The following is a 19523-nucleotide window of genomic DNA, read 5'->3' as shown; positions in this document are numbered from 1 at the left end:
CCCTATTCAGAACGGGGAAACGATGATGAAGTTGCTGCCTCTTCTTGCTGTAGCATTGATATCCTGTCCGGCCTCGGCCATCGACCTCGAGGCGGTGCGCAAGGTCGTTTCCGACCCGAAAGGATCCGCGGCGCCCGGTTGCGCAGTGGGCGCATTCCGCGGCGGCAAGACGCTGTTCATCACCGCAGCCGGCTCCGGCGACATAGAAACGGGTCGTGCGCTCGACGCGGACACCCTGTTCTACGCGGCCTCGGTCTCCAAGCAGTTCACCTCGCTAGCCGTCGCCATGCTCGTGGAGAGCGGCAAGATCGGCCTCAAGGACGACGTCCGCAAGTACATCTCCGAATTGCCCGGCTATCAAGTTCCGGTCACGATCGAGATGCTGATGCATCACACGTCCGGCATTCGGGACGTACTCGGCCTGATCCGTCTCGCCGGTGTCGAAAGCGCCAACGGGATCGACAAGAATTCCGCTCTGCAGCTCCTGTTCAGCCAGAAGGACACCAATTTTGTTCCAGGCACGGCCTACACATACTCGAACGGCGGATATCTGTTGCTGGCCGAAGTCGTCGAGCGCGTCTCCGGCGTCCCTTTCGCCGAATTCGCCGGCAAGGCGATCCTAAAGCCGCTCAAGATGAACCGCAGCTTTTTCATGAGCGGGGCCGATCCGAAGGGCGAGAACATTGCTCATGGCTATGTGCCGGCAGGCGATGGTTTCGAGATCCGCGACACCTATCCCCGCTTCAGCGGCTCGGGCGGCCTGATGATCTCGATGCGCGACCTTGCCAAGTTCGACCATGATATCGAATTCGGCCACAAGGTTTGGCGGCCCTCGATTCAGAAGATCATGTTCGCGCCGGGCACCTTCACCGATGGCGATCCTGCCGTCGAAAAGAGAACGGGCCTCGTCTATGCGGCCGGACTCCAGGTCGGCCGCCGCAACGGCCAGCATTTCATCCAGCATGGTGGCGGCGCAGAAGCGTTCAAGAACATGTACGCGCGACTCCCCGAGAGGAAGCTGGGCGTGGCAGTGCTCTGCAACCGCGGGGATTTCGTCTCCCAGGACAAGGCCGATCAGATCATCGAACTGGTCGAGGGCGATATTCTCACCGACACCCCGCTAGCTCCAGACCAGGTCGTCGCCGGCCAGTATCGCTCGGAAGACCTCCAGGCCACCTACAATCTTAGCCTCGAGGAGGACGTTCTCACCGCGTCGATCAACTCGCCGTTTGCCAAATCGGCCGCTCCACTTCGCTTCAAGCGCAATCCGGGTGGCGGCTACAGTTCTGAAGGCATGACTCTGGTCTTCGACGAAGATGAACAGGGCTTCACGATCAAGTCCGAGCGCGTGAAGGCGATCCACTTCCGGCGCGCGGCCTGAGGGCGCGCCCACGGCGGCGCTCCAACAACACGATCCGCCGTGCAGGCGATCATTTCGGCGCGCCGCCGCGCAGCTTCCATCGACCATCGGCCAGCGCGGCCGAGACAATCTTCATCAATCGAGGACACAATAATGCGACAAACTGTTGGCCTGACTCCGTCCAGTGGAAACGAGCCTGCGCCGTTCAGCCGCCGGAAATTGATCCTCTTCTCGACCGCGGCGCTCGCATTTGCTCCGCTTGCTCCTGCCTACGGCCAAGTCGCCCCGGTTCCCAGGCCGGACCAGCCTCAGATCGCCGAGGACGAGAGCGCCGGGCTACCGGCGGAAGCCGTGGCGGAACCGCAAGCGGCCGAGCAGGGGGAGATCACCATCACCGGTTCCCGCATCGCCAGCACCTTCTCCACCCCGACGCCGGTGACCAGCCTGAGCACCGACGATCTGACGCGCACCGGCCAACCGGACATCGCCAACGTCATCAACGAACTGCCCCAGGTCAGGCCGTCGATGACTCCGGCCAGCACCGGCAATCTGTCATCGATGGCCGGCAGCAACTTCCTCGACCTCCGCGGCATCGGCTACACGCGAACCCTGACGCTGGTCGACGGCAGACGCTACGCGCCGACCACGCCGACCGGCGGCGTCAGCATCTCCTCCATTCCCCAAGCGCTCGTCCGCGGCGTCGACATCGTCACCGGCGGCGCCTCGGCCGCTTACGGCTCCGATGCGGTCGCGGGAGTCGTCAACCTTCGGTTGAACGACCGGCTCGAGGGCGTGAAAGGGACGCTGCAGGGCGGCATCACCGATCACAACGACTACCGGAACTTCCTGGCATCGGTTGCGGCCGGCTTCGCCGCCGCGGACGGCCGGATCCGCCTCGTCGTAGCCGGCGAGGCCACCCAGAACAGCGGCATCGGTTTCATCGGCGACAGAGACTGGGGTGCGCGCAGCCCGGGCATCATCGCCAATCCCTATTACACGGCCACGAACGACGAGCCGCGTCAGCTGCTGACCGACTATGCCTATGCGTCGAACTCAAGCTACGGCGGCGTGATCAACTCGCCGGGCGTGCTGCGCGGCATCCAGTTCGCACCCGACGGGTCGGCCGTGCCGTTCCGCTACGGGGATCTGGTCACCACCTCGTCGATGCGCGGCGGCGACGGCACCCGCGGCTCGGCCGACGGCGTCGGCGCGGTTCCGGTCGATCGCTACAGCGCCTTCGGACGGGCATCCGCCGATCTCAGCGACTCGATTAGTGTGTTCGCGGAGCTCGGCTGGAGCCAGGTGGAGTCGAACTTCCAGGGCCTGGCCACCAATCTCCAGCTGACCATCCGGGCCGACAATCCGTTCGTGCCCGCCTCGGTGCGGAGCGTGATGGCCGCGCGCGGCATTCCAAGCTTCGTAATGGGGCGCAGCGTCCTCGATCATGCGCGCGTACAGGTCGAAGCGAACATCAAGACAATCCAGACCGTCGCCGGGGTCAAAGGGGAAGTCGGCTCCGACTGGAGTTGGGACGCCTATTACAGCTATGGCAGGACCAACCACCTGCTGACCCAGAACAACAATGTCATCACGGCCCGCTTCAATCAGGCACTCGACGCCGTGCTGGATCCGACGACCGGCGCGATCGTCTGTCGATCGACGCTGACGGACCGGACCAACGGCTGCGTGCCGATAAACCTGATCGGCGAGGGGCGCGCCTCGCAATCGGCGATCGACTGGACCAGCACCAGCGGCTGGCGAAGGAATGAAATCGATCAGCACGTCGTAGCAGCGACCCTGCGCGGCCAGCCGTTCTCGCTGTGGGCCGGCCCAGTCGCAGTGGCGGCCGGCGCCGAATATCGCAAGACCAGGAACGTCACCACCGCGGACCCGATCTCGCAGGTGCAGGGCTACCGCGGTGGCGGCACGATCCCCTACACCGGGTCGGTCAAGGTCAAGGAAGCCTTTGCCGAAGTGCTGGTTCCGCTCGCGTCGAAACAAGCCTGGGCCAAGGATCTCAACATCAACGTCGCCGGCCGCGTCACCGACTACAGCACGTCGGGGACGGTGGTGACCTGGAAGGCGGGCCTCAACTGGACCGTGAACGACACCCTGCGCCTGCGTGCGACCCGGTCGCGCGATATTCGAGCGCCCAGCATCGAGGAGCTGTTCGCAGCAGGATCGACCAGCTCGCTCGGGATCGACGATCCGGTGCTCGGCCTGTCCTATAACGTCACCGCGCGCAACACCGGCAATCCGAACCTGGATCCGGAGAGAGCGGACACATTTACCGCAGGCGTGGTGTTCACGCCGCACGCTCTGGTGCCGCGGCTCAACTTCTCGATCGACTATTACAACATCAGCATCGGCAACGCGATCATCGCGATCACCCCAGGATCGATCGTCACCCAATGCTACACCACCGCCCCCCAGCTCTGCTCGCTGATCGAACGCGCTTCCACCGGAGAGATCAGCTCGGTGCTCAACGGCCCGGTGAATCTGCAGTCGGTGAAGCTGAGCGGGATCGACGTCGAGGCGGCCTACAGCGTGCCGCTGGGGAATGCCAGGCTGCAGCTGCGCGGCCTCGTTAACTACATCATCAACGCGGAGATCAATGACGGCACGACCAGCATGCGGTTGTCGGGAGCGCTTCAGCAGCCGACGATCGCCGCCATCGGCGGCTCGCCGCACTGGCGCTTCAATGTCGGCGGCACCTACGATGCCGACTCCTGGCGGACCACTCTCGCCGCCCGTTATGTCGGCGGCGGCGACATCAACTCGGCTTTCACCGAGAAGGACCTCGACGTGCTGACGGTCAATGGCCGGCTCTATTTCGATCTGTCCGGTGAGTTCGACGTCGTAAAGACCGGCAGCCGCACGGTCTCGTTGTTCGCGTCGATCCGCAATGCGCTCGATCAGGATCCGCCGATCACCGGCGCCGGCGGCTACGGCACGACAAGATCGCTCTACGACACGATCGGCCGTATCTATACGGCGGGAGCGCGTTTCGAATTCTGATCGCCCGCCGAAGCCGGCCGGCTTCGGTCCGACGAGAGGGACGGGTGGCGCCGCCGCCGCTCGTCCCTCAAATGACGGACGGAACCGCCGGCAGTGCATCGGGCAGAACGGCGGCCGCCGACAGCAGGCTTGGAGCACCGGGCACCATCCTCGCGCTCGCAACCGCCGGCTCGCCTCGTCGAAACCGCCTCACGCGCGGGTTAGGAGAGCGACGTTCACCAGCACGCCCGCCGGGGCGCAGCAATGCAAATTGAAGACGGAATGTGCCGTCGAGCCCCGGCGAGGATTGCGCCGACACCGCGATCGCGCCCGCCCGAAATTGCGACCCTCGGGGGATGGGTGGCCGGCGTGCCTCACTCGAGGACGGCGAGCACCTCGATCTCGACCTTCCCCGCCGCCAATTCGCAGAACACGGTGGAGCGCGCAGGGAAAGGTTCAGGCATGACGGCGCGGTAGACCTCATTGAAGCCTTCCATGTCGCTTAAATCGGTGATCCACGCGGTGACCTTGACTACGTCGGCAAGCGTCGCCCCCTCACCTGCGAGAACGGCCTCGATGTTCGCCAGAACCTGGCGGGTCTGGATCCTGATATCGCCGTCGACGATCGCCCCGTCGGCACCCCGCGCGAGCTGGCCCGAGAGAAAGAGCAGATTGCCGGCGCGGCGAGACTTGCTGAGCGGCGGAGCTTGATTCTTGGTCATCGCAGTTCCTCGATCCAGGGTCATTCGAGCAGGGCGGCGGCACGTTCGGCCGCCCCCATGGCCAGGGTCCAGCCGAGCATGCCGTGGCCGAGGTTCAGGACGACCTCGGGACGCGGCCGGCTGATCACCGGCAGCGAGGACGGCGACATTGGCCTGAGCCCCGCCCAGCCCGCCGAAGCGCTCTCGTAATCGGCGGCTTGGGGCAGAGCTTCGCGCGCCGTCCGCAGGAGAAATTGCAGCCGATCCTCATCGACCGAAGGATCGGTCGCGCCGAGCTCGGCCAGACCCGCGATCCGCATCCTGCCGTCAAGGCGGCAGAACACGATCTTTCGGGCAGTGTCGGTGATGCTGACTGCGGGCGCCGACGGCCCCAGTTCCGCAGTGAAGGAATAGCCCTTCATCGGCCAGATCGGCGGAGCGAGGCCCAGCTTCCGCAGCAAGGGGGCACCTTCCGTCCCGAGGCAGAATATCACATGCCTGGCGACAACGCTCTCCCCTTCGCGGGGGATCAGGCGGACGCCGCCCGGCTCCAGACGAAGATCGGCGACATCGCAGCGGAAGCGGGATTGCACGTCATAAGTCCGCTCGAGCAGAGCGATCAGTGCGGTGGAGAAACGATAGGGATCGCCGACTTCGTCTCCCGGCGAGTAGATGGCTCCCACCAGATTTGGCACGTCGGCGAGGGCGGGTTCGACGGCATTCGCCTCTGCGGACGTCAGCGCCTCCTGGCGTCCACCATGCGCCGCCTTGAGCGCCATCAACCCCCTCGCCGCAGAAAAGCTCGCCTGATCGTAGTGAAGGTGGATCTTGCCGGCCGTGGCATGACCGAAGTCGATCGAATGACGCTCGAGCAGGCTGTTCATCGCGGCGCGGGATTCCGCTGCGAGCCGCAAGGCTTCGATCGTGTTGTTCGCGAATCGCGGCGCGGTGCAATTGCGCAGGAAATCCAGTCCCCAGCGCCAGAATGCAGGATCGAAGCCGCGCCGTATTTGAAAGGCCGGATCTCCGCCGCGCATGAGCGAAGGAAGCTTCCGCAGCATGGCGGGGCTGCCGAGGGCGTCGGTATAGGCATAACTGAGCTGTGCGCCGTTGGCATGGGACGCACCCTCCGCCGGCCCACCCTGCCGGTCCAGAACGATGACCGATTTCCCGCGCCGGGCGAGTGCCCAGGCGGTGGCGACGCCAACCACGCCGGCGCCGAGGACGGCGACGTCGGAGGCGCGGGTCAGCGCTGCTTCCGACAAGGCGAGACCATCACTCTCGTGCGCAGCTGCGTGCCGCTCGTCCTCACGAGCAGCTGCCTGCCCTGGGCACTTTCCTGAGCGGCCGGCCGGCGGCGACACCGGTCGGCTTACCCGCGCTGATCGCAACCGCGCCGTTGACGAGCAGAGTCTGCACGCCCTCCGTCAGCCGCTCCGGCTCGATGTAGTCGGCTTTCGGGCGATAGAGATCCGGGTCGAAGACGACGATGTCTGCAAAGAAGCCGGATTTCAGATGCCCGCGCCGATCGAGCTTGAAACGATCCGCGGTGCGGCCGCTGCTGCTGTTGATGAAATCGGCCAGTGAGATCGTCTTCTCGCGAAGCACGTATTTGGCGTATTTCTGCGGAAAGGTGGCGTACATCCGGGGATGTCCGTGCGACCCGTCGGAGCTGGTCATCACCCAGGGCTGCTTCATCAGCAGCTTGATGTCGGCTTCCGCCATGTTGAAGGAGACGACGGAACTGCCTTCCTCGGTGGCCCGGATGATTCTCAGCGCGGCCTCGATCGGCTCCACGCGCCACTCCCGCGCGATTTCGCCGAGGCGTTTTCCCGTCCAAGGCTGATCGCGCGCCGTCAGGAGCAGCGACTCCCGCCCTCCCCGCCGCCTCAGATTCTCGACCATCTCCGCTTTCACCCTGGAGAGCTGGGCGGGATCGCCGAGGCGCTTCAGCAGCGCCGGGCGACCGCCGTCGACCGCCCAGCGCGGGAGCAGCGAGGCTTCGAGGCTGGAGCCCGACGCCTCCCACGGATATTGGTCGGCGGTGACGTCGACGCCGCTCGCGCGCGCCTTTTCGACGGCCGCGATCAGCTCCGGTGCCTTGCCGTGAACGTCGACGCCGAGCGCCTTGAAATGCGCGAAGTTCACCGGCATTCCGGCGGCGCGGCCGATCTCAATCGCCTCCAAGGTCGAGTTGACGACGCCGATCGTGTAGGAGGATTCGTCCCGCTGGTGGGTATCGTACACGCCGCCGCGTTTTGCCGCTTCCTTGGCGAGCTCGATGACCTCATCCGTCTTCGCAAAGCTTTGCGGGGCGTAGAAGAGCCCGGAGGAGAGGCCCATCGCGCCTTCGCACATGCCGTCCGCGGCCATTGATCGCATCCTGCGCAGTTCATCGGCGGTCGGAGCGCGGGCATCATCGCCGATAACTGCGCGGCGCACTGCGCCGAAGCCAACATAAGCGGCCGCATTGATGCCGAACTTGTCGGCCTCGAGGCTCTTGAAGAACCCGCCGATATCGACCTTCCCTCCGGGCTGGCCGTGGCCATCGACCCCGGTGAAGATCGTCGTCACGCCCTGCATCATCCACGGAAGGTTGAGGCGGTTGGTCGGGTCGTTCGCGGTGAGGAAGGTATCGGCGTGGGTGTGCGGGTCGATGAAGCCCGGCGCGACGATCATCCCTCTGGCCTGGATCAGGCGCCGCCCTCGATAGGGATTGCGGCCGGTCGGTCCGACATAGACGATCTTGTCTCCTGCAATGGCCACGTCACCGACGAACGGCCTTTCCGACGAGCCGTCATAGATCGTGCCGCCGCGTATCACGACGTCGCTGGTCAGAACCCGCCCTTCGGCTGAGGTGGAAGCGACGGCGGAGACAGCGGCAACCGCAAGCAGGATTGGGCCGGTCAGCCGGCCACAGGTGCAGCGAAGTGTGGAAGATGATGTCATGTCGCGCCCCCCAGGCGGGTTTCGGGATATCCGGCCACCCGAAGACGGCGGCCAAGCCTCTCGGAGAAGAGCCGGAAGCGGGGAAGCAGACAAGCCAATTCGATTTGGACTTGTATATCCGTAGGGCATCGATTGCCGGCCAAGGGCCTCATCGCTTCTCGCCTTCCGCCATCAGGCCGCGGTGCCGCTGCGCCCCCGCTGGAAATATCTATCAGCTCCGGCCGTCGGCCAGTCAGCTACCAGGTTGATCCGCTTCTCGCGGTGCAGATCGTCTGGCGATCGACGATAGCAGCCTTTTTGCCGCCCGCCGGCTGATTGCCTTCAGACATGGATCTTGACTTGGCGGCCGGTGTAGTGGCGCCTCTTGGTGTTCGCCCGGGCTACGCCACCTGGGCGGACTTCGATCGGTGAGCAGGATGTTTGGAGTAGCGGTTGCATGATGAACCTGCGGCACATCGAAGTCTTCCACGCCGTCTATCAGACTGGCTCTGTCAGCGCCGCGGCACGCGCGTTGCACGTATCGCAACCGACCGTCAGCAAGGTTCTGAGGCATGCCGAGAGCCGCATAGGCTTTGTGCTCTTTCGCCTGGTGAAGGGGCGATTGGCCCCAACCGACGAAGCCCATGTCCTCTTCCACGAAGCGCGCGAATTGCAGGCACGGATGGAGTCGCTGCAGGAGACCACGGCCAATCTGCGGCGCGGCGGCGACGGTCACCTCAGGCTAGCGATCCTTCCGTCGCTCGGCCTCGACGTTGCTCCGACCGCCGTCGCGAGTTTTCACAGGAGGAATCCCCATGTTTCCTTCGAGATCAAGACACTCCACAACGAAGACATATTGAGGTCGCTGTACGAACGTAACAGTGATCTTGCCCTGGCCTACGACGCCCCACGCCACCCGCGGCTATCGCAGATCTCGATTGGCTCCGGTGAGCTCGTCGTCCTCTTCCGCGAGGCGGCCTTCCCGGATGCACCGCCGCGGGTGTCACTGGAGATGTTCGGGGATCAGGATATCATCCGTCTTACAGGGGCCGGCTCCTTGGGGACGTTGTTCACCAGCGAGTTCGAAGACCCGCTTGAAGTGAGGGGGGCCATATCGGTTCAAACCTATTACGTAGCCGCCGCGCTTGTGCGTCATGGCGTCGGCATCGCGGTGATTGATGAATTCACGGCGCGGGCTAGCCTGGAACCCGGCCTTACCTTCAGGCCCTTTCTCGAATGTGCATTGTTCGAGGTCTATTGCGTCCACCTGGAGGATCGTCCGCTCTCGCGAATGGCGCGCGACTTCATCGTGGGTTTGCAGAAGGCAATCGAGACCATCCGCTCGTGACAGCCAGCATCTATGGATCCCATGTCTTCCTTTTTTAGAGGGTGCCGACACAAAGAATTGTTCCTCCGCCAATCGCCATGATCAGCCTGACCCGGCCGTATGATTGAAGCGAAGCTGAAACCCCGCCTGCTCCTCGCATGCTTGGCGAACCTCGCGCGGGGTCCAGAGTCGTCGGAAGGCGAATGACATAACGCGCCGTCCTGCATACGAAGGCGGCTGCCACCCGTGCACTTCTGGAGACGCGAGACCATGAAACTGATCGCCTTGCTCCTCCTTGGATCGGCTGCGGCCCTCGCGGCCCCGGCTTCGGCGGCCGCGATCGGCGGCCTCAAGGGCCGCGTGGTCGCCGGCGTCGAATCGCGGGCCAAGCTCGCGCAGGAGGTCAATGACATGATCTTCAGCTTCAGCGAACTGGGATTCCAAGAGGTCGAAACCTCGCGCTACCTCACCGCCTTGCTGGAGAAGAACGGCTTCACGGTCGAGCGGGGCACGTCGGGCATGCCGACCGGCTGGGTGGCAAAGTGGACGAACGGCACCGGCGGTCCAGTGATCGCGCTCGGCAGCGACATAGACGGTATCCCGAAGGCGTCGCAGAAGCCGGGAATTCCCTGGCGCGCACCGATGGTCGAAGGGGCGCCGGGCCATGGCGAGGGCCACAACAGCGGCCAGGCCGTGAACGTCGTCGCTGCGCTTGCCGTCAAGGAGCAGATGGAGCGGGAAAATATCCCCGGCACGCTCGTGCTGTGGCCCGGAGTGGCCGAGGAGCTGGTCAGCGGCAAGGCGTTCATGGTCCGCCAGGGCATCTTCAATGGCGTGGACGGGGTGATCTTCACCCATGTCGGCAACAATCTTGGCACCGGCTGGGGCGCTCCTGCGGGCACCGGCCTGGTTTCCGTTGAGTACACCTTCTCGGGGGAAGCGCCCATTCGGCAGGGGCGCCGTGGCGGGGCAAGTCCGCGCTCGACGCCGTGGAGCTGATGAACATGGGCTGGAACATGCGCCGCGAGCACCTGCGCCCGGAGCAGCGCTCGCACTACGTGATCACCGACGGAGGCGACCAGCCCAACGTCGTCCCGTCCGCCGCCCGCGTCTGGTATTATTTCCGTGAGCAGGACTTCAAGGGCATCGCACGCAACTTTGAGATCGGCAACACCATGGCCGGAGCGGCAGCAGCGATGACCGACACGAAGGTGTCGCGTCGTATCCTGGGAACCGCCGCGCCGCGCCACTTCAACCGGCCGATGGCGGAAGCCGCCTACGAGAACATCAGGCTGGTCGGGCTTCCGAACTGGACGAAGGACGAGCAGGCCTTCGCTAGGCTCGTGCAGAAGAACGTCGGCGCGGAGAAACAGGAGGGGCTCGCGACCAAGCTCGACAAGCTCGAACCTCCCCTGCCCGAGCCCAAAAGCGGCGGATCGGACGATATCGGCGACGTCAGCTGGGTCGTCCCGACAATCACCATCGTCTATCCTTCGAACATCCCCGAGCTTCCTGGACACAATTGGTCGAACGCAATCGCAATGGCGACTCCGATCGCGCACAAGGGCGTGGTCGCCGGCGCGAAGGTGGTGGCCATGACGACGCTCGACCTTCTCACCAGGCCGAAGCTGCGCCGGGCGGCGAAGGATTACTTCGCCGAGGTTCAAACCAAGAACCAGAAGTACCAGCCGGTGCTGTCGGCGAGCGACAAGCCCCCGATCGAGATCAACCGCGAGATCATGGCCCGCTTCAAGCCCGAACTGTCCAAATATTTTTACGATCCAAGCCGCTACCCCACCTATCTCGATCAGCTCGGCATCACGTTCCCGACGCTCGGCGAGGCTCCGGCGACGACCGCCGGCACCGACTGAGCGGCCGGACACGGTATTCCTGACGGTGAAGCGCTCGCCGGACCGGACTCCAGGCTGACCGCCGGTCGGTTCGAATCCGGTGTTCTGCTGCTCTGCCGCCGGTTCTGGCCGGGAGCGGAATGGCAGGTTCCAGGTGATCGACCGCGAGAAGCGGACGCTCGCTCCTCCAGATCGGTAAGCGGGCAAAGACTCTTGGAAGGACGTTTATGGGCGCTAAGCCGCCTACCAACTTCAGCGTGGGCCCATTGTCAAAGTGCCGATGCAATGACCGACCCGGCCACTACACGCTGCGCCCACACTTTGCGCGCGCAATGGCATCGCGCGGAATTTAGGCAGAAGCCGTTGCGTCCCAAGAGAATCGTGCATAGCATCCGGCCTTTCTGCGTGACGTTCGTCATGCCGATGGGGGAGGCATGAGGTGGGTCTTGCACCCAGCGCGACTAACATCACCGTCCGCCAGGTGCTTGAAAAGCTCGACGGAGACTTCGCTGCCACGGCCAAGGCGGTCGAGAACGGCGAATTCGCGCTCTGGGCCGCCGCTCCTTGCCGTCGAAGCGATACTTAAGTCGCCAAGAGCGATGTCCTGACTTCGTGACAAAAAGGTAGAGGCCGCCCGCATCGGCGAGCTTGTAGTCCTTGTCGCGCGGCTTCGCCTTTCTGATCGTGGCGTCCGTCAGCATGCCCCCATCTCCCTTTTTCATGCCCCCAATAATGCCCCCAATCGACATCGGATGAGACTGGATTGGCCCCGAACCCGGCTGGACGCCCTGATGCAGAAAAGGTCAACGATTTTCGGGAGTTCCGGACGGCCCCGGATGCTGCTGGACGACTAAGTGGCGGAGAGGGAGGGATTCGAACCCTCGGTGCCCGCAAAGGCACGCCGCATTTCGAGTGCGGTACAATCGACCACTCTGCCACCTCTCCGCAGAGGACATGTCAGCTCCCGAGAGAGCCGGCCGGCCGGTCGAGCGCGCGACCTAACGCAACCGGTCGGGACGCACAAGCACGCTTGTGCGAGAACGATCCGCGCCTAGATTGGCGGTCATGTCGCGCCACCCCACCGCCGGTCTGCCGGCCCGCAATCCCGTCGCCCCGTCCATTGTCGCCGCCCGCTTCGGGATCGGCGAGGTGGTGCGTCACCGGATGTTCGACTTCCGCGGCGTGATCTTCGACGTCGATCCGAGCTTCGCCAATTCGGAGGAATGGTACGAGGCCATTCCCGAGGGCATCCGCCCGGATCGCGACCAGCCCTTCTACCACCTGCTCGCCGAGAACACCGAGTCGAGCTACGTCGCCTATGTCAGCCAGCAGAACCTGGTGCCCGACGACAGCGACGAGCCGGTCGACCATCCCGCCATCGCGGGGCTTTTCACCGACTATGAGGACGGCAGGTATCGGCTGCGACCGGTTCATCGGCATTGACGCCGATACCGGTCCGGCGGACGTCCCGATAGGCGTCCGCCGGGTCGGTAATCGGTCTAGAATTGCGCGGTGAACCGCCCGTAGAGGAACCGGCCGTTGAACCCGAACGGCGAAAAGCCGCTGTACGGAATGTAGATCTGGTTCGCCGGAGCCTGGCCGCCGACGGCCGCCGGACGCGCGCCAAACGGAAGACGGTCGGGATAGACATCGAACAGATTGTCCGCGCCGATCGCAAAGGTCGCATGGTCTTTGAACGTATAGCGGATCTCCAGATCGGTGATCCATTTCGGCTTCAGGAACACGTCGTCGGGACCGAAGTCGCTGAGGCCGAGCGTGGTGCCGGTCAGCGAGGTCGCGGTGGGAGCGATCACCCGGCCAAAGCGCGTCGTGCGCGCCGTGATCCCGAACGCGCCGAAACTGCCGTCGCCCGACAGCACGATCTTGTCCTTCGGCTGGCCCTTCTCGAACCGGATGCCCTCGACCCGTCCGAACAGGATGATGTTGGGGTTGGTGGCGAGCGGGCCGAGTTCGTTGATGCGTTCGTCGATCGTGTTCTTGGTGTAGTTGTACGCCGCAGACAGCGACCAGTTGCCAAAGCTGGGGATGCCGAAGCGGTAGGTGCCGACGACATCGAAACCCTGGGTCGTGGTATCGAGGCCGTTGATGAAGAAGCGGGCCGCGCCTACCGAACTGAAGCCAGCACTGTTGAGCGCAGTGCGTGCCGCGTTGTCGGTGGCCGTGTTGTTGGACGCGCCCAGATTCTCGGTCAGGACGATCCGGTCCTTGATCTTGATATGAAAATAGTCGGCGGTCAGATTGAAGCCGCGGAACGGGTTGGCGGTGAAGCCCCCGGAGAAGTTGACGGACTTCTCCGGATCGAGCGGCGTCGCGCCCAAGGCTAGCGCAACCGGGCTGCCGACCTGGGCGGTGACGATGTCGACGGGCACGCCCGCGACGAAGTTGGTCGAGGTGGTGGTGAAGAACTGCTGGTGCAGCGACGGCGCGCGGAAGCCGTTCGACACCGATCCGCGCAGCGAGAAGCCCGCCACGAGTTCATATCGCGCGGCAAGCTTGCCGTTCAGCGTGTCCCCGAAATCGGAATAATGCTCGAACCGGCCCGCGGCGGTGACGGTAAAGCCCGTGAAGATGTCGGTGTCCAGCTCGCCATAGACCGCATAGCTGTCCCGGCTGTTGTCCGTCAGCGCCGAGGCTGGGATGCCCGGAAAACCCTGCTGCCCGGCCGGCGCGTTGCGACCGGGAAAGGAGCAGATGCCGGTCGCCGCCGTGAATACCCCGCCCTGCGTCGCGCAGTTCGGCGCGGTGGACGCGACCGACGCCCGCGCGAACGGCCCCACGACATAGGATTCGAGCTGGCCCGGCCGTTCTTTGAAGTTCTCGCGCCGGTACTCGGCGCCAAAGGCGAGCGTCAGCGGCTTGGCGAAGCCGACCTCGAACTCGCGGCTGATGTCCAGGTTGGCGGTAAACTGGCTGAAGCGGATGCCGCCCGAGTCGACATTGCGCGGCGCGAACGGTCCGAGCGAAGCGTTTATCGAATTGAGCGTGCGGTAATCGATCTCGTTATGGCCGTAGACGCCAGACAGATCGACCTTCCAAGTACCGACATCGCCCCTGATCCCGCCAGCGATCGAGTAATCGTCATAAGTCGACTCGATCAGCGGCAGGAAGCCGTTGGGATAGATGGCGGTGAAGTTGGCTTCGCTCGGCGTCGTGGCGGCCGTGATGGTGGTGTAGTCGCGGTTGCCGTTCTGATCGAACGCGCGGCGATAGTTGGCGGCCGACAGCCCGTTGCGGCGGCTGTAGGTGCCGAATGCATAGGCTTCGAACACATTGCCCAGCGGCATGCCGGCGTTGAGGACGAAGTTGTAATCCTCGGTCTTCGGATCGCCGAGCTGAAAGCTCAGCCGATTGAAGGTCAGTTCGCGCGCGTCGAATGCCGAGGGTGCTCCGACCGGATCGGGGCGGCGATACTGCTGGCGTGTATCGTAGCCGGCGCGATTGACGGTATCGCGATCGCGATACTCGGCGGTGACGTTGATGAAGCCGGCCCCGATCGGCACACCGAGGTTCATTCCCAAGGTCCAGGTGTCGCCATCACGGCGCCTGGCCTCCTCGCCATAGGTGCCCGCAAGATAGCGCGAGCCGGCAGCGGCCTGGCCGTTCGCGGCTGCGACCGCGTCGAGCGGATCGAAGAAGGGCTGACCGGCAGCGTTGGTCTGCAGCCCGAGCAGTTCGGGCACGCCGTCCACCTGGGTGACGTACTTGCCGTAGCTGACGCTGGCCTTGCCGCCGTTACGGGCGGACTTGAGTCGGACGTTGATGACGCCCGCGATCGCATCCGAGCCATATTGCGAGGACGCGCCGTCGCGCAGCACCTCGATACGGTCGATCGCGAGCGCCGGGATCGTGTTCAGATCGACTGCCGCCGAACCGCGCCCGACCGTGCCGTTGATGTTGAGCAGCGAGCTCACGTGACGGCGCTTGCTGTTGACCAGCACCAGCGTCTGGTCGGGCGACAGGCCGCGCAGCGTCGCTGGACGGATCACGTCCGACCCGTCGGCGATCGAGGGCCGCGGGAAATTGAACGAGGGCACCAGCGCGTTGAGGCTGCGGTTGATCTCGCCCGTTCCGCTGGTCGACAGCGCCTCGCTGCTGATCACGTCGACGGGCACGGGCGAGTCGGCCACGGTTCGGTTCTGGACGCGGCTGCCGGTGACGATCACCTCGCTGCCGGGCGAATCGTCGGGCACGTTGTCCTGCGCGGTGGCGCCGGGAGTCGGCTCGGCCACCGCGGGCGTGCTCTGCGCAAAGGCCGGGCCGGCCAACGCCGTGCTGGAAAGTGCGAGAGCGACGAACAACTGACGACGCATGGTAATCCCCCTAGGCAATGCTCGCGACAGGTTGCGCGCCACAACGGATGTCGCAAGGGTCGTTGCCGTCGTGTGACGATATTGTGACCGCTGTGTTGCCCCTGCGACACAGCCAGGCATCGGGCGCTTGCCGGTTGACAGCGCGAGGCCGGTTCCTTAGCGGACACTCTCTCCCGACGGGCCTGCCCGGACGGGTATTTGTATTTGCGAAAGAGAAGCCATGTTCGCCATCGTGCGCACGGGCGGCAAGCAGTATCGCGTTGCCGCCGGAGACAAGATCGTCATCGACAAGATCGAGGGCGAAGCGGGCGCGTCGATCACGCTGGGCGACGTGCTGCTCGCGGGCGAAGGCTCGGAGCTGCGCGATGCCGCCGGGCTGACCGTCGCCGCCGAGATCATCGCGCAGGCGAAGGCCGACAAGGTCATCGTCTTCAAGAAGCGCCGTCGTCACAACTATCGCCGCCGCAACGGTCATCGCCAGCGCCACACGATCCTGCGGATCCTGTCGGTGGGTGGTGAGTCTCAGCAGCAGCATGCGGGCGACACCGCCCCCGCTGCCCAGGCGTAAGGAGCATCTGAGCAATGGCACATAAGAAAGCAGGCGGCTCGTCGCGCAACGGTCGCGATTCGGCCGGTCGTCGCCTCGGCGTGAAGCTGTTCGGCGGGCAGGAGTGCGTCGCCGGCAACATCATCGTCCGCCAGCGCGGGACGAAGTTCTACCCGGGCCGCAATGTCGGCATGGGCACGGATCATACGCTGTTCGCGCTCGTCGACGGCCGTGTCGAGTTCGCGAAGGGCAAGCTGGGCCGAAAGTTCTGTTCGGTCGTGCTCCCGGCGGCGAACGACACCGCGACCGACACCATGGCCGTCGCGGCCGAATAATCGGGTAACCGGACGGGTTGCCCACCAGGGCGACCCGGGTCCACCAGGACCAGCCACACAAGGGAGACGGGTCCGCCCCGGCTCCCTTTTTTCTTGCTCTCCTCACCCATGTTGTCGCCGGCCCCTCATGCGGGCGTGCTTGGCGGCAGGAAAGGAGGGAGCATGTTCGCCCGCACGCCCAGATTGACGCTGCGCCCCGGCTGGCCCGAGGACGCCGCCGCGCTGCACCGCGCGATCGCGCACGAGGCGGTGGCGATGAAGCTCGCGCGCCTGCCCTGGCCCTATCTGCCGGATCACGCGGAAACATGGCTCCGCACCGCCCCCGCCCCGGGCAACCACCCGCTGCTGATCTTCGCGCACGATCTGGGCGCCACGCCGGTGCTGGTCGGCGGTATTGGCCTGCATCCGGCGGAGGACGAGCTGGAGATCGGTTACTGGCTCACGCCCGCCGCCTGGGGCCGCGGCTATGCGACGGAGGCGGGCCGCGCGGTGCTCGACATGGCGCGCTACGCCCTCGGCCGCGAGCGGCTCACCGCATACCATCATCTCGACAACCCGGCGTCGGGTCAGGTGTTGCGCAAGCTCGGCTTCCGCGAGACCGGTCGCGCCACGCGTCACAGCCTCGCGCGCGGCGAGGATGTCGAGTGCCTGACGTTCGAGCTGGACCTGGTGGAACGACCGGTGCTGATGGCGGCCTAAAATCCTCCCCGTTCACGGGGAGGGGGACCGCTTGGCGTAGCCGAGTGGCGGAGGGGGCTCTCAACCAAGGGAACCACGCGTCGAGAGCCCCTCCGTCACGCCTTCGGCGCGCCACCTCCCCGTGAACGGGGAGGATTGTAAAGAACGCCATTCTCCCCGACACCCCCGCCGATGTCCGTCACGCCCCTCCCCATCCGCCGCCGCCTGCCCCCCGGAGAGTCCCGCGAAGCCGCGCTCGACGCCGCGCGCGACCTGCTGGTCGAGGTCGGCCCGCAGGCGGTGACACTGAAGGCGGTCGCGGCGCGCATCGGCCGCACGCACGCCAACCTGCTCCACCATTTCGGCTCGGCGGACGAGCTGCAGAAGGCGCTGATCGCGCGCATGGCGGCGAGCATCACCGGCACCATCCGCGACGCCGTGATCCGCTCGCGCGAGGCGCATGACCCGGCCGAGGTGGTCGACCTCACCTTCGACGCGTTCGGCAAGAACGGCGCCGGCGCGCTGGCGAGCTGGATGATCCTGTCCGGCAACGAAAACGCGCTCGACCCGATCCTGACCGCGATCCACGATCTGGTCGACGAGCTGGTCGAATCGCACGACACCCCCGGCCTGCCGATCCACGAGGAGACGCTGCAACTGGTGCTGATGGCACTGGGCGACGCGCTGCTGGGCGGACCGCTCGCGCGGGCATTGGGGGTGCCGAGGGAGCGCGTGCGGGCGCTGGCGCGGGAGATGTTGTTGGTGGGGCGGGGGTGAGTTCCTTCATCATACTAGCGCAGCTCTATTTCAGCGCTGTCGCGCCGACCGCAAGTACAACGCTACCGGCTCGTCCGATCGAGATCATAGTCGGTGTCGACGACAATGGCGTATGTACTCGCCTAATAAACGGGCAAGTCATGCCTGATGACGATTTGGTTCGTCTCGCGCGGCGACAGAAGCGCAAGCGACCTGTGATAGTTCGCGGCTCCGCTCTGACACCCTTTCGTTGTGTTGGCGGGACAATCTACTCCCTCCAAGTAGCTCGCGTACCTCTAAAGGTCGAGTTTCCTGCGGAAACGCCCATGCAAATCAAGTAGCGCGCCGTTAACTTAGCCCCGCCGCGGCAAAGCCGCGTCGTCGGACGGGTTCGGCTTTGCCGGCCCGCCGGCCGGGCTCGCCCTCGAGCCTCGATTTAGCTGCGCTAAATCGCTAGGGCGAGCCATGCACTTTCTCGACCAAGCTAAAATCTTCTGCCGCTCCGGCCTGGGTGGCCCCGGGGCCGTGTCGTTCCGCCGCGAAAAATTCATCGAATATGGCGGTCCGGACGGCGGCAATGGCGGCAAGGGCGGCGACATCATCTTCCAGGCCGTCCCCGGCCTCAACACGCTGATCGACTTTCGTTACACGCAGCATTTCCGCGCCCCGCGAGGGGCCGGCGGCTCCGGTTCGAACCGCACCGGCGGCGGCGGAGACGACCTGATCATCAAGGTGCCGGTCGGCACGCAGGTGCTCGCCGACGACGAGGAGCGCACGCTGCTGCTCGACCTGACCGAGCCCGGCGAGAAGGTGCTGTTCCTGCGCGGAGGCGACGGCGGGCGCGGCAATGCCAGCTACAAGACGAGCACCAATCGCACCCCGCGACAGCATGGCGAGGGCTGGCCCAACGCGGAAGCCTGGGTCTGGCTGCGGCTGAAGCTGCTCGCCGACGCCGGCCTGGTCGGGCTGCCCAACGCGGGCAAATCGACCTTCATCAACCAGGTCACGAACGCGCAGGCCAAGGTTGGCGAATACGCCTTCACCACCACGCGCCCGCAGCTGGGTGTGGTGCGGCACAAGGGCAACGAATTCGTCATCGCCGACATCCCCGGCCTGATCGAGGGCGCGGCCGAGGGTGCCGGCATCGGCGACCGTTTCCTGGGCCACATCGAACGCTGCCGCGTGCTCCTCCACCTGGTCGACGCGCAGGACGACGATGTGGCCGAAAGCTACCGCATCGTCCGCGACGAGCTGGAGAATTACGGCGCGGGGCTGACCGACAAGCCCGTCGTCGTCGCGCTCAACAAGATCGACACGCTCGACGACGAACTGATCGCTGCGCTGTCGGCGGAGCTGGAGGACGCCAGCGGGGCGCAGGTGATCCCGATTTCAGGCGCGAGCGGCGTCGGCGTCGACTGGGCGCTCGACCGGTTGCTCGAGGCAATCGGCCCGACGGCGAGGAACGCGGTGCAGGACCCCCAGGGCGATTGGGGCGACGAGGACCCGGTGGAGTGGTCGCCGGTTTAGGTGTATGCGGGCGGAGATGCGCACCGATCCAGCCTACCGGAAAATCACCGCGGACGAGTTCCTGGCGATGGACTTTGGCACCGATAAGCGGTTCGAATTAGCGGACGGCGTCATTGTGATGATGACGGGCGGCACGGTTGCGCACTCATGGGTCAAGGGCAACATCTACGCCTGGCTGAGAGCTAA

17 protein-coding genes and 1 tRNA gene are annotated in these 19523 nt (G+C 65.1%); 12 read left to right on the top strand and 6 right to left on the bottom strand.

From position 1 onward, the window contains the following. Nucleotides 1–1381, top strand: a 1381-nt coding sequence (locus JWN21_RS02620) for a serine hydrolase (protein ID WP_299645928.1), incomplete at its 5' end; no start/stop codon positions are given. Nucleotides 1382–1711: 330 nt separating this feature from the next. Then, complete coding sequence (locus tag JWN21_RS02615; protein WP_299645926.1) at nucleotides 1712–4378, top strand: TonB-dependent receptor; 2667 nt, start codon at nucleotides 1712–1714, stop codon at nucleotides 4376–4378. A 353-nt stretch (nucleotides 4379–4731) separates the two neighbouring features. Here the strand turns inward: JWN21_RS02615 and JWN21_RS02610 are convergent, their stop codons facing one another. From JWN21_RS02610 to JWN21_RS02600, 3 genes are read right to left on the bottom strand one after another with little or no spacing between them, the layout of a single operon-like run. Next, a complete protein-coding gene (locus JWN21_RS02610) occupies nucleotides 4732–5079 on the bottom strand; it encodes a RidA family protein (protein WP_299645924.1) in 348 nt (115 codons plus the stop codon). 20 nt (nucleotides 5080–5099) lie between these two features. Next, the gene (locus JWN21_RS02605; protein ID WP_299645921.1) at nucleotides 5100–6323 is read right to left on the bottom strand and encodes an FAD-dependent oxidoreductase; all 1224 of its coding nucleotides are present in this window, start codon (nucleotides 6321–6323) and stop codon (nucleotides 5100–5102) included. A gap of 43 nt (nucleotides 6324–6366) precedes the next feature. Further along, the gene (locus JWN21_RS02600; RefSeq protein WP_299645919.1) at nucleotides 6367–8007 is read right to left on the bottom strand and encodes an amidohydrolase family protein; all 1641 of its coding nucleotides are present in this window, start codon (nucleotides 8005–8007) and stop codon (nucleotides 6367–6369) included. A gap of 436 nt (nucleotides 8008–8443) precedes the next feature. On the opposite strand from JWN21_RS02600, the gene JWN21_RS02595 reads away from it, so the two are divergent. The 3 genes from JWN21_RS02595 (at nucleotide 8444) to JWN21_RS13930 (ending at nucleotide 11184) form a co-directional block, all read left to right on the top strand. Next, a complete protein-coding gene (locus tag JWN21_RS02595) occupies nucleotides 8444–9334 on the top strand; it encodes a LysR family transcriptional regulator (RefSeq protein WP_299645917.1) in 891 nt (296 codons plus the stop codon). Nucleotides 9335–9583: 249 nt separating this feature from the next. After that, a complete protein-coding gene (locus JWN21_RS13935; RefSeq protein WP_367182902.1) occupies nucleotides 9584–10312 on the top strand; it encodes a hypothetical protein in 729 nt (242 codons plus the stop codon). Nucleotides 10313–10329: 17 nt separating this feature from the next. Beyond that, nucleotides 10330–11184, top strand: a complete 855-nt coding sequence (locus JWN21_RS13930; protein WP_367182901.1) for a hypothetical protein — start codon at nucleotides 10330–10332, stop codon at nucleotides 11182–11184. 446 nt (nucleotides 11185–11630) lie between these two features. Here JWN21_RS13930 and JWN21_RS02585 read toward each other — a convergent pair whose 3' ends face one another. Beyond that, on the bottom strand, nucleotides 11631–11864 hold the full coding sequence (locus tag JWN21_RS02585) for an Arm DNA-binding domain-containing protein (protein WP_299645915.1): 234 nt from the start codon (nucleotides 11862–11864) through the stop codon (nucleotides 11631–11633). 154 nt (nucleotides 11865–12018) lie between these two features. Next, a tRNA-Ser gene (locus JWN21_RS02580) sits at nucleotides 12019–12108 on the bottom strand. Nucleotides 12109–12228: 120 nt separating this feature from the next. Here JWN21_RS02580 and hspQ point away from each other — a divergent pair. Continuing rightward, nucleotides 12229–12606: a heat shock protein HspQ gene (hspQ, locus tag JWN21_RS02575; RefSeq protein WP_299645913.1), complete on the top strand. Its 378-nt coding sequence runs from the start codon at nucleotides 12229–12231 to the stop codon at nucleotides 12604–12606. A gap of 56 nt (nucleotides 12607–12662) precedes the next feature. Here hspQ and JWN21_RS02570 read toward each other — a convergent pair whose 3' ends face one another. After that, on the bottom strand, nucleotides 12663–15494 hold the full coding sequence (locus JWN21_RS02570) for a TonB-dependent receptor (protein WP_299645911.1): 2832 nt from the start codon (nucleotides 15492–15494) through the stop codon (nucleotides 12663–12665). 220 nt (nucleotides 15495–15714) lie between these two features. On the opposite strand from JWN21_RS02570, the gene rplU reads away from it, so the two are divergent. The 6 genes from rplU to JWN21_RS02540 all read left to right on the top strand — a co-directional run. After that, on the top strand, nucleotides 15715–16062 hold the full coding sequence (rplU, locus tag JWN21_RS02565; protein ID WP_299645909.1) for a 50S ribosomal protein L21: 348 nt from the start codon (nucleotides 15715–15717) through the stop codon (nucleotides 16060–16062). Nucleotides 16063–16076: 14 nt separating this feature from the next. Next, nucleotides 16077–16376 (top strand): 50S ribosomal protein L27, encoded by a 300-nt coding sequence (gene rpmA, locus JWN21_RS02560; protein WP_299645907.1) that lies wholly within the window; start codon nucleotides 16077–16079, stop codon nucleotides 16374–16376. A 162-nt stretch (nucleotides 16377–16538) separates the two neighbouring features. Further along, nucleotides 16539–17075 carry a GNAT family N-acetyltransferase gene (locus JWN21_RS02555; RefSeq protein WP_299645905.1) on the top strand — a complete coding sequence of 179 codons (537 nt, stop codon included), beginning with the start codon at nucleotides 16539–16541 and terminating at the stop codon, nucleotides 17073–17075. A gap of 171 nt (nucleotides 17076–17246) precedes the next feature. Then, nucleotides 17247–17831, top strand: a complete 585-nt coding sequence (locus tag JWN21_RS02550; RefSeq protein WP_299645903.1) for a TetR/AcrR family transcriptional regulator — start codon at nucleotides 17247–17249, stop codon at nucleotides 17829–17831. Between the two features lie 444 nt (nucleotides 17832–18275). After that, nucleotides 18276–19337, top strand: a complete 1062-nt coding sequence (gene obgE / locus JWN21_RS02545) for a GTPase ObgE (protein WP_299645901.1) — start codon at nucleotides 18276–18278, stop codon at nucleotides 19335–19337. 4 nt (nucleotides 19338–19341) lie between these two features. Further along, nucleotides 19342–19523: Uma2 family endonuclease (locus JWN21_RS02540; RefSeq protein ID WP_367182900.1), on the top strand; the 182-nt coding region annotated here is incomplete at its 3' end.

The organism is Sphingomonas bacterium (assembly GCF_028292945.1).
In the GTDB taxonomy this organism is placed as follows: Bacteria; Pseudomonadota; Alphaproteobacteria; order Sphingomonadales; family Sphingomonadaceae; genus Sphingomonas.
Note: the sequence above shows the minus strand (reverse complement) of the source record. Positions and strands in the feature narration are given on the sequence as shown.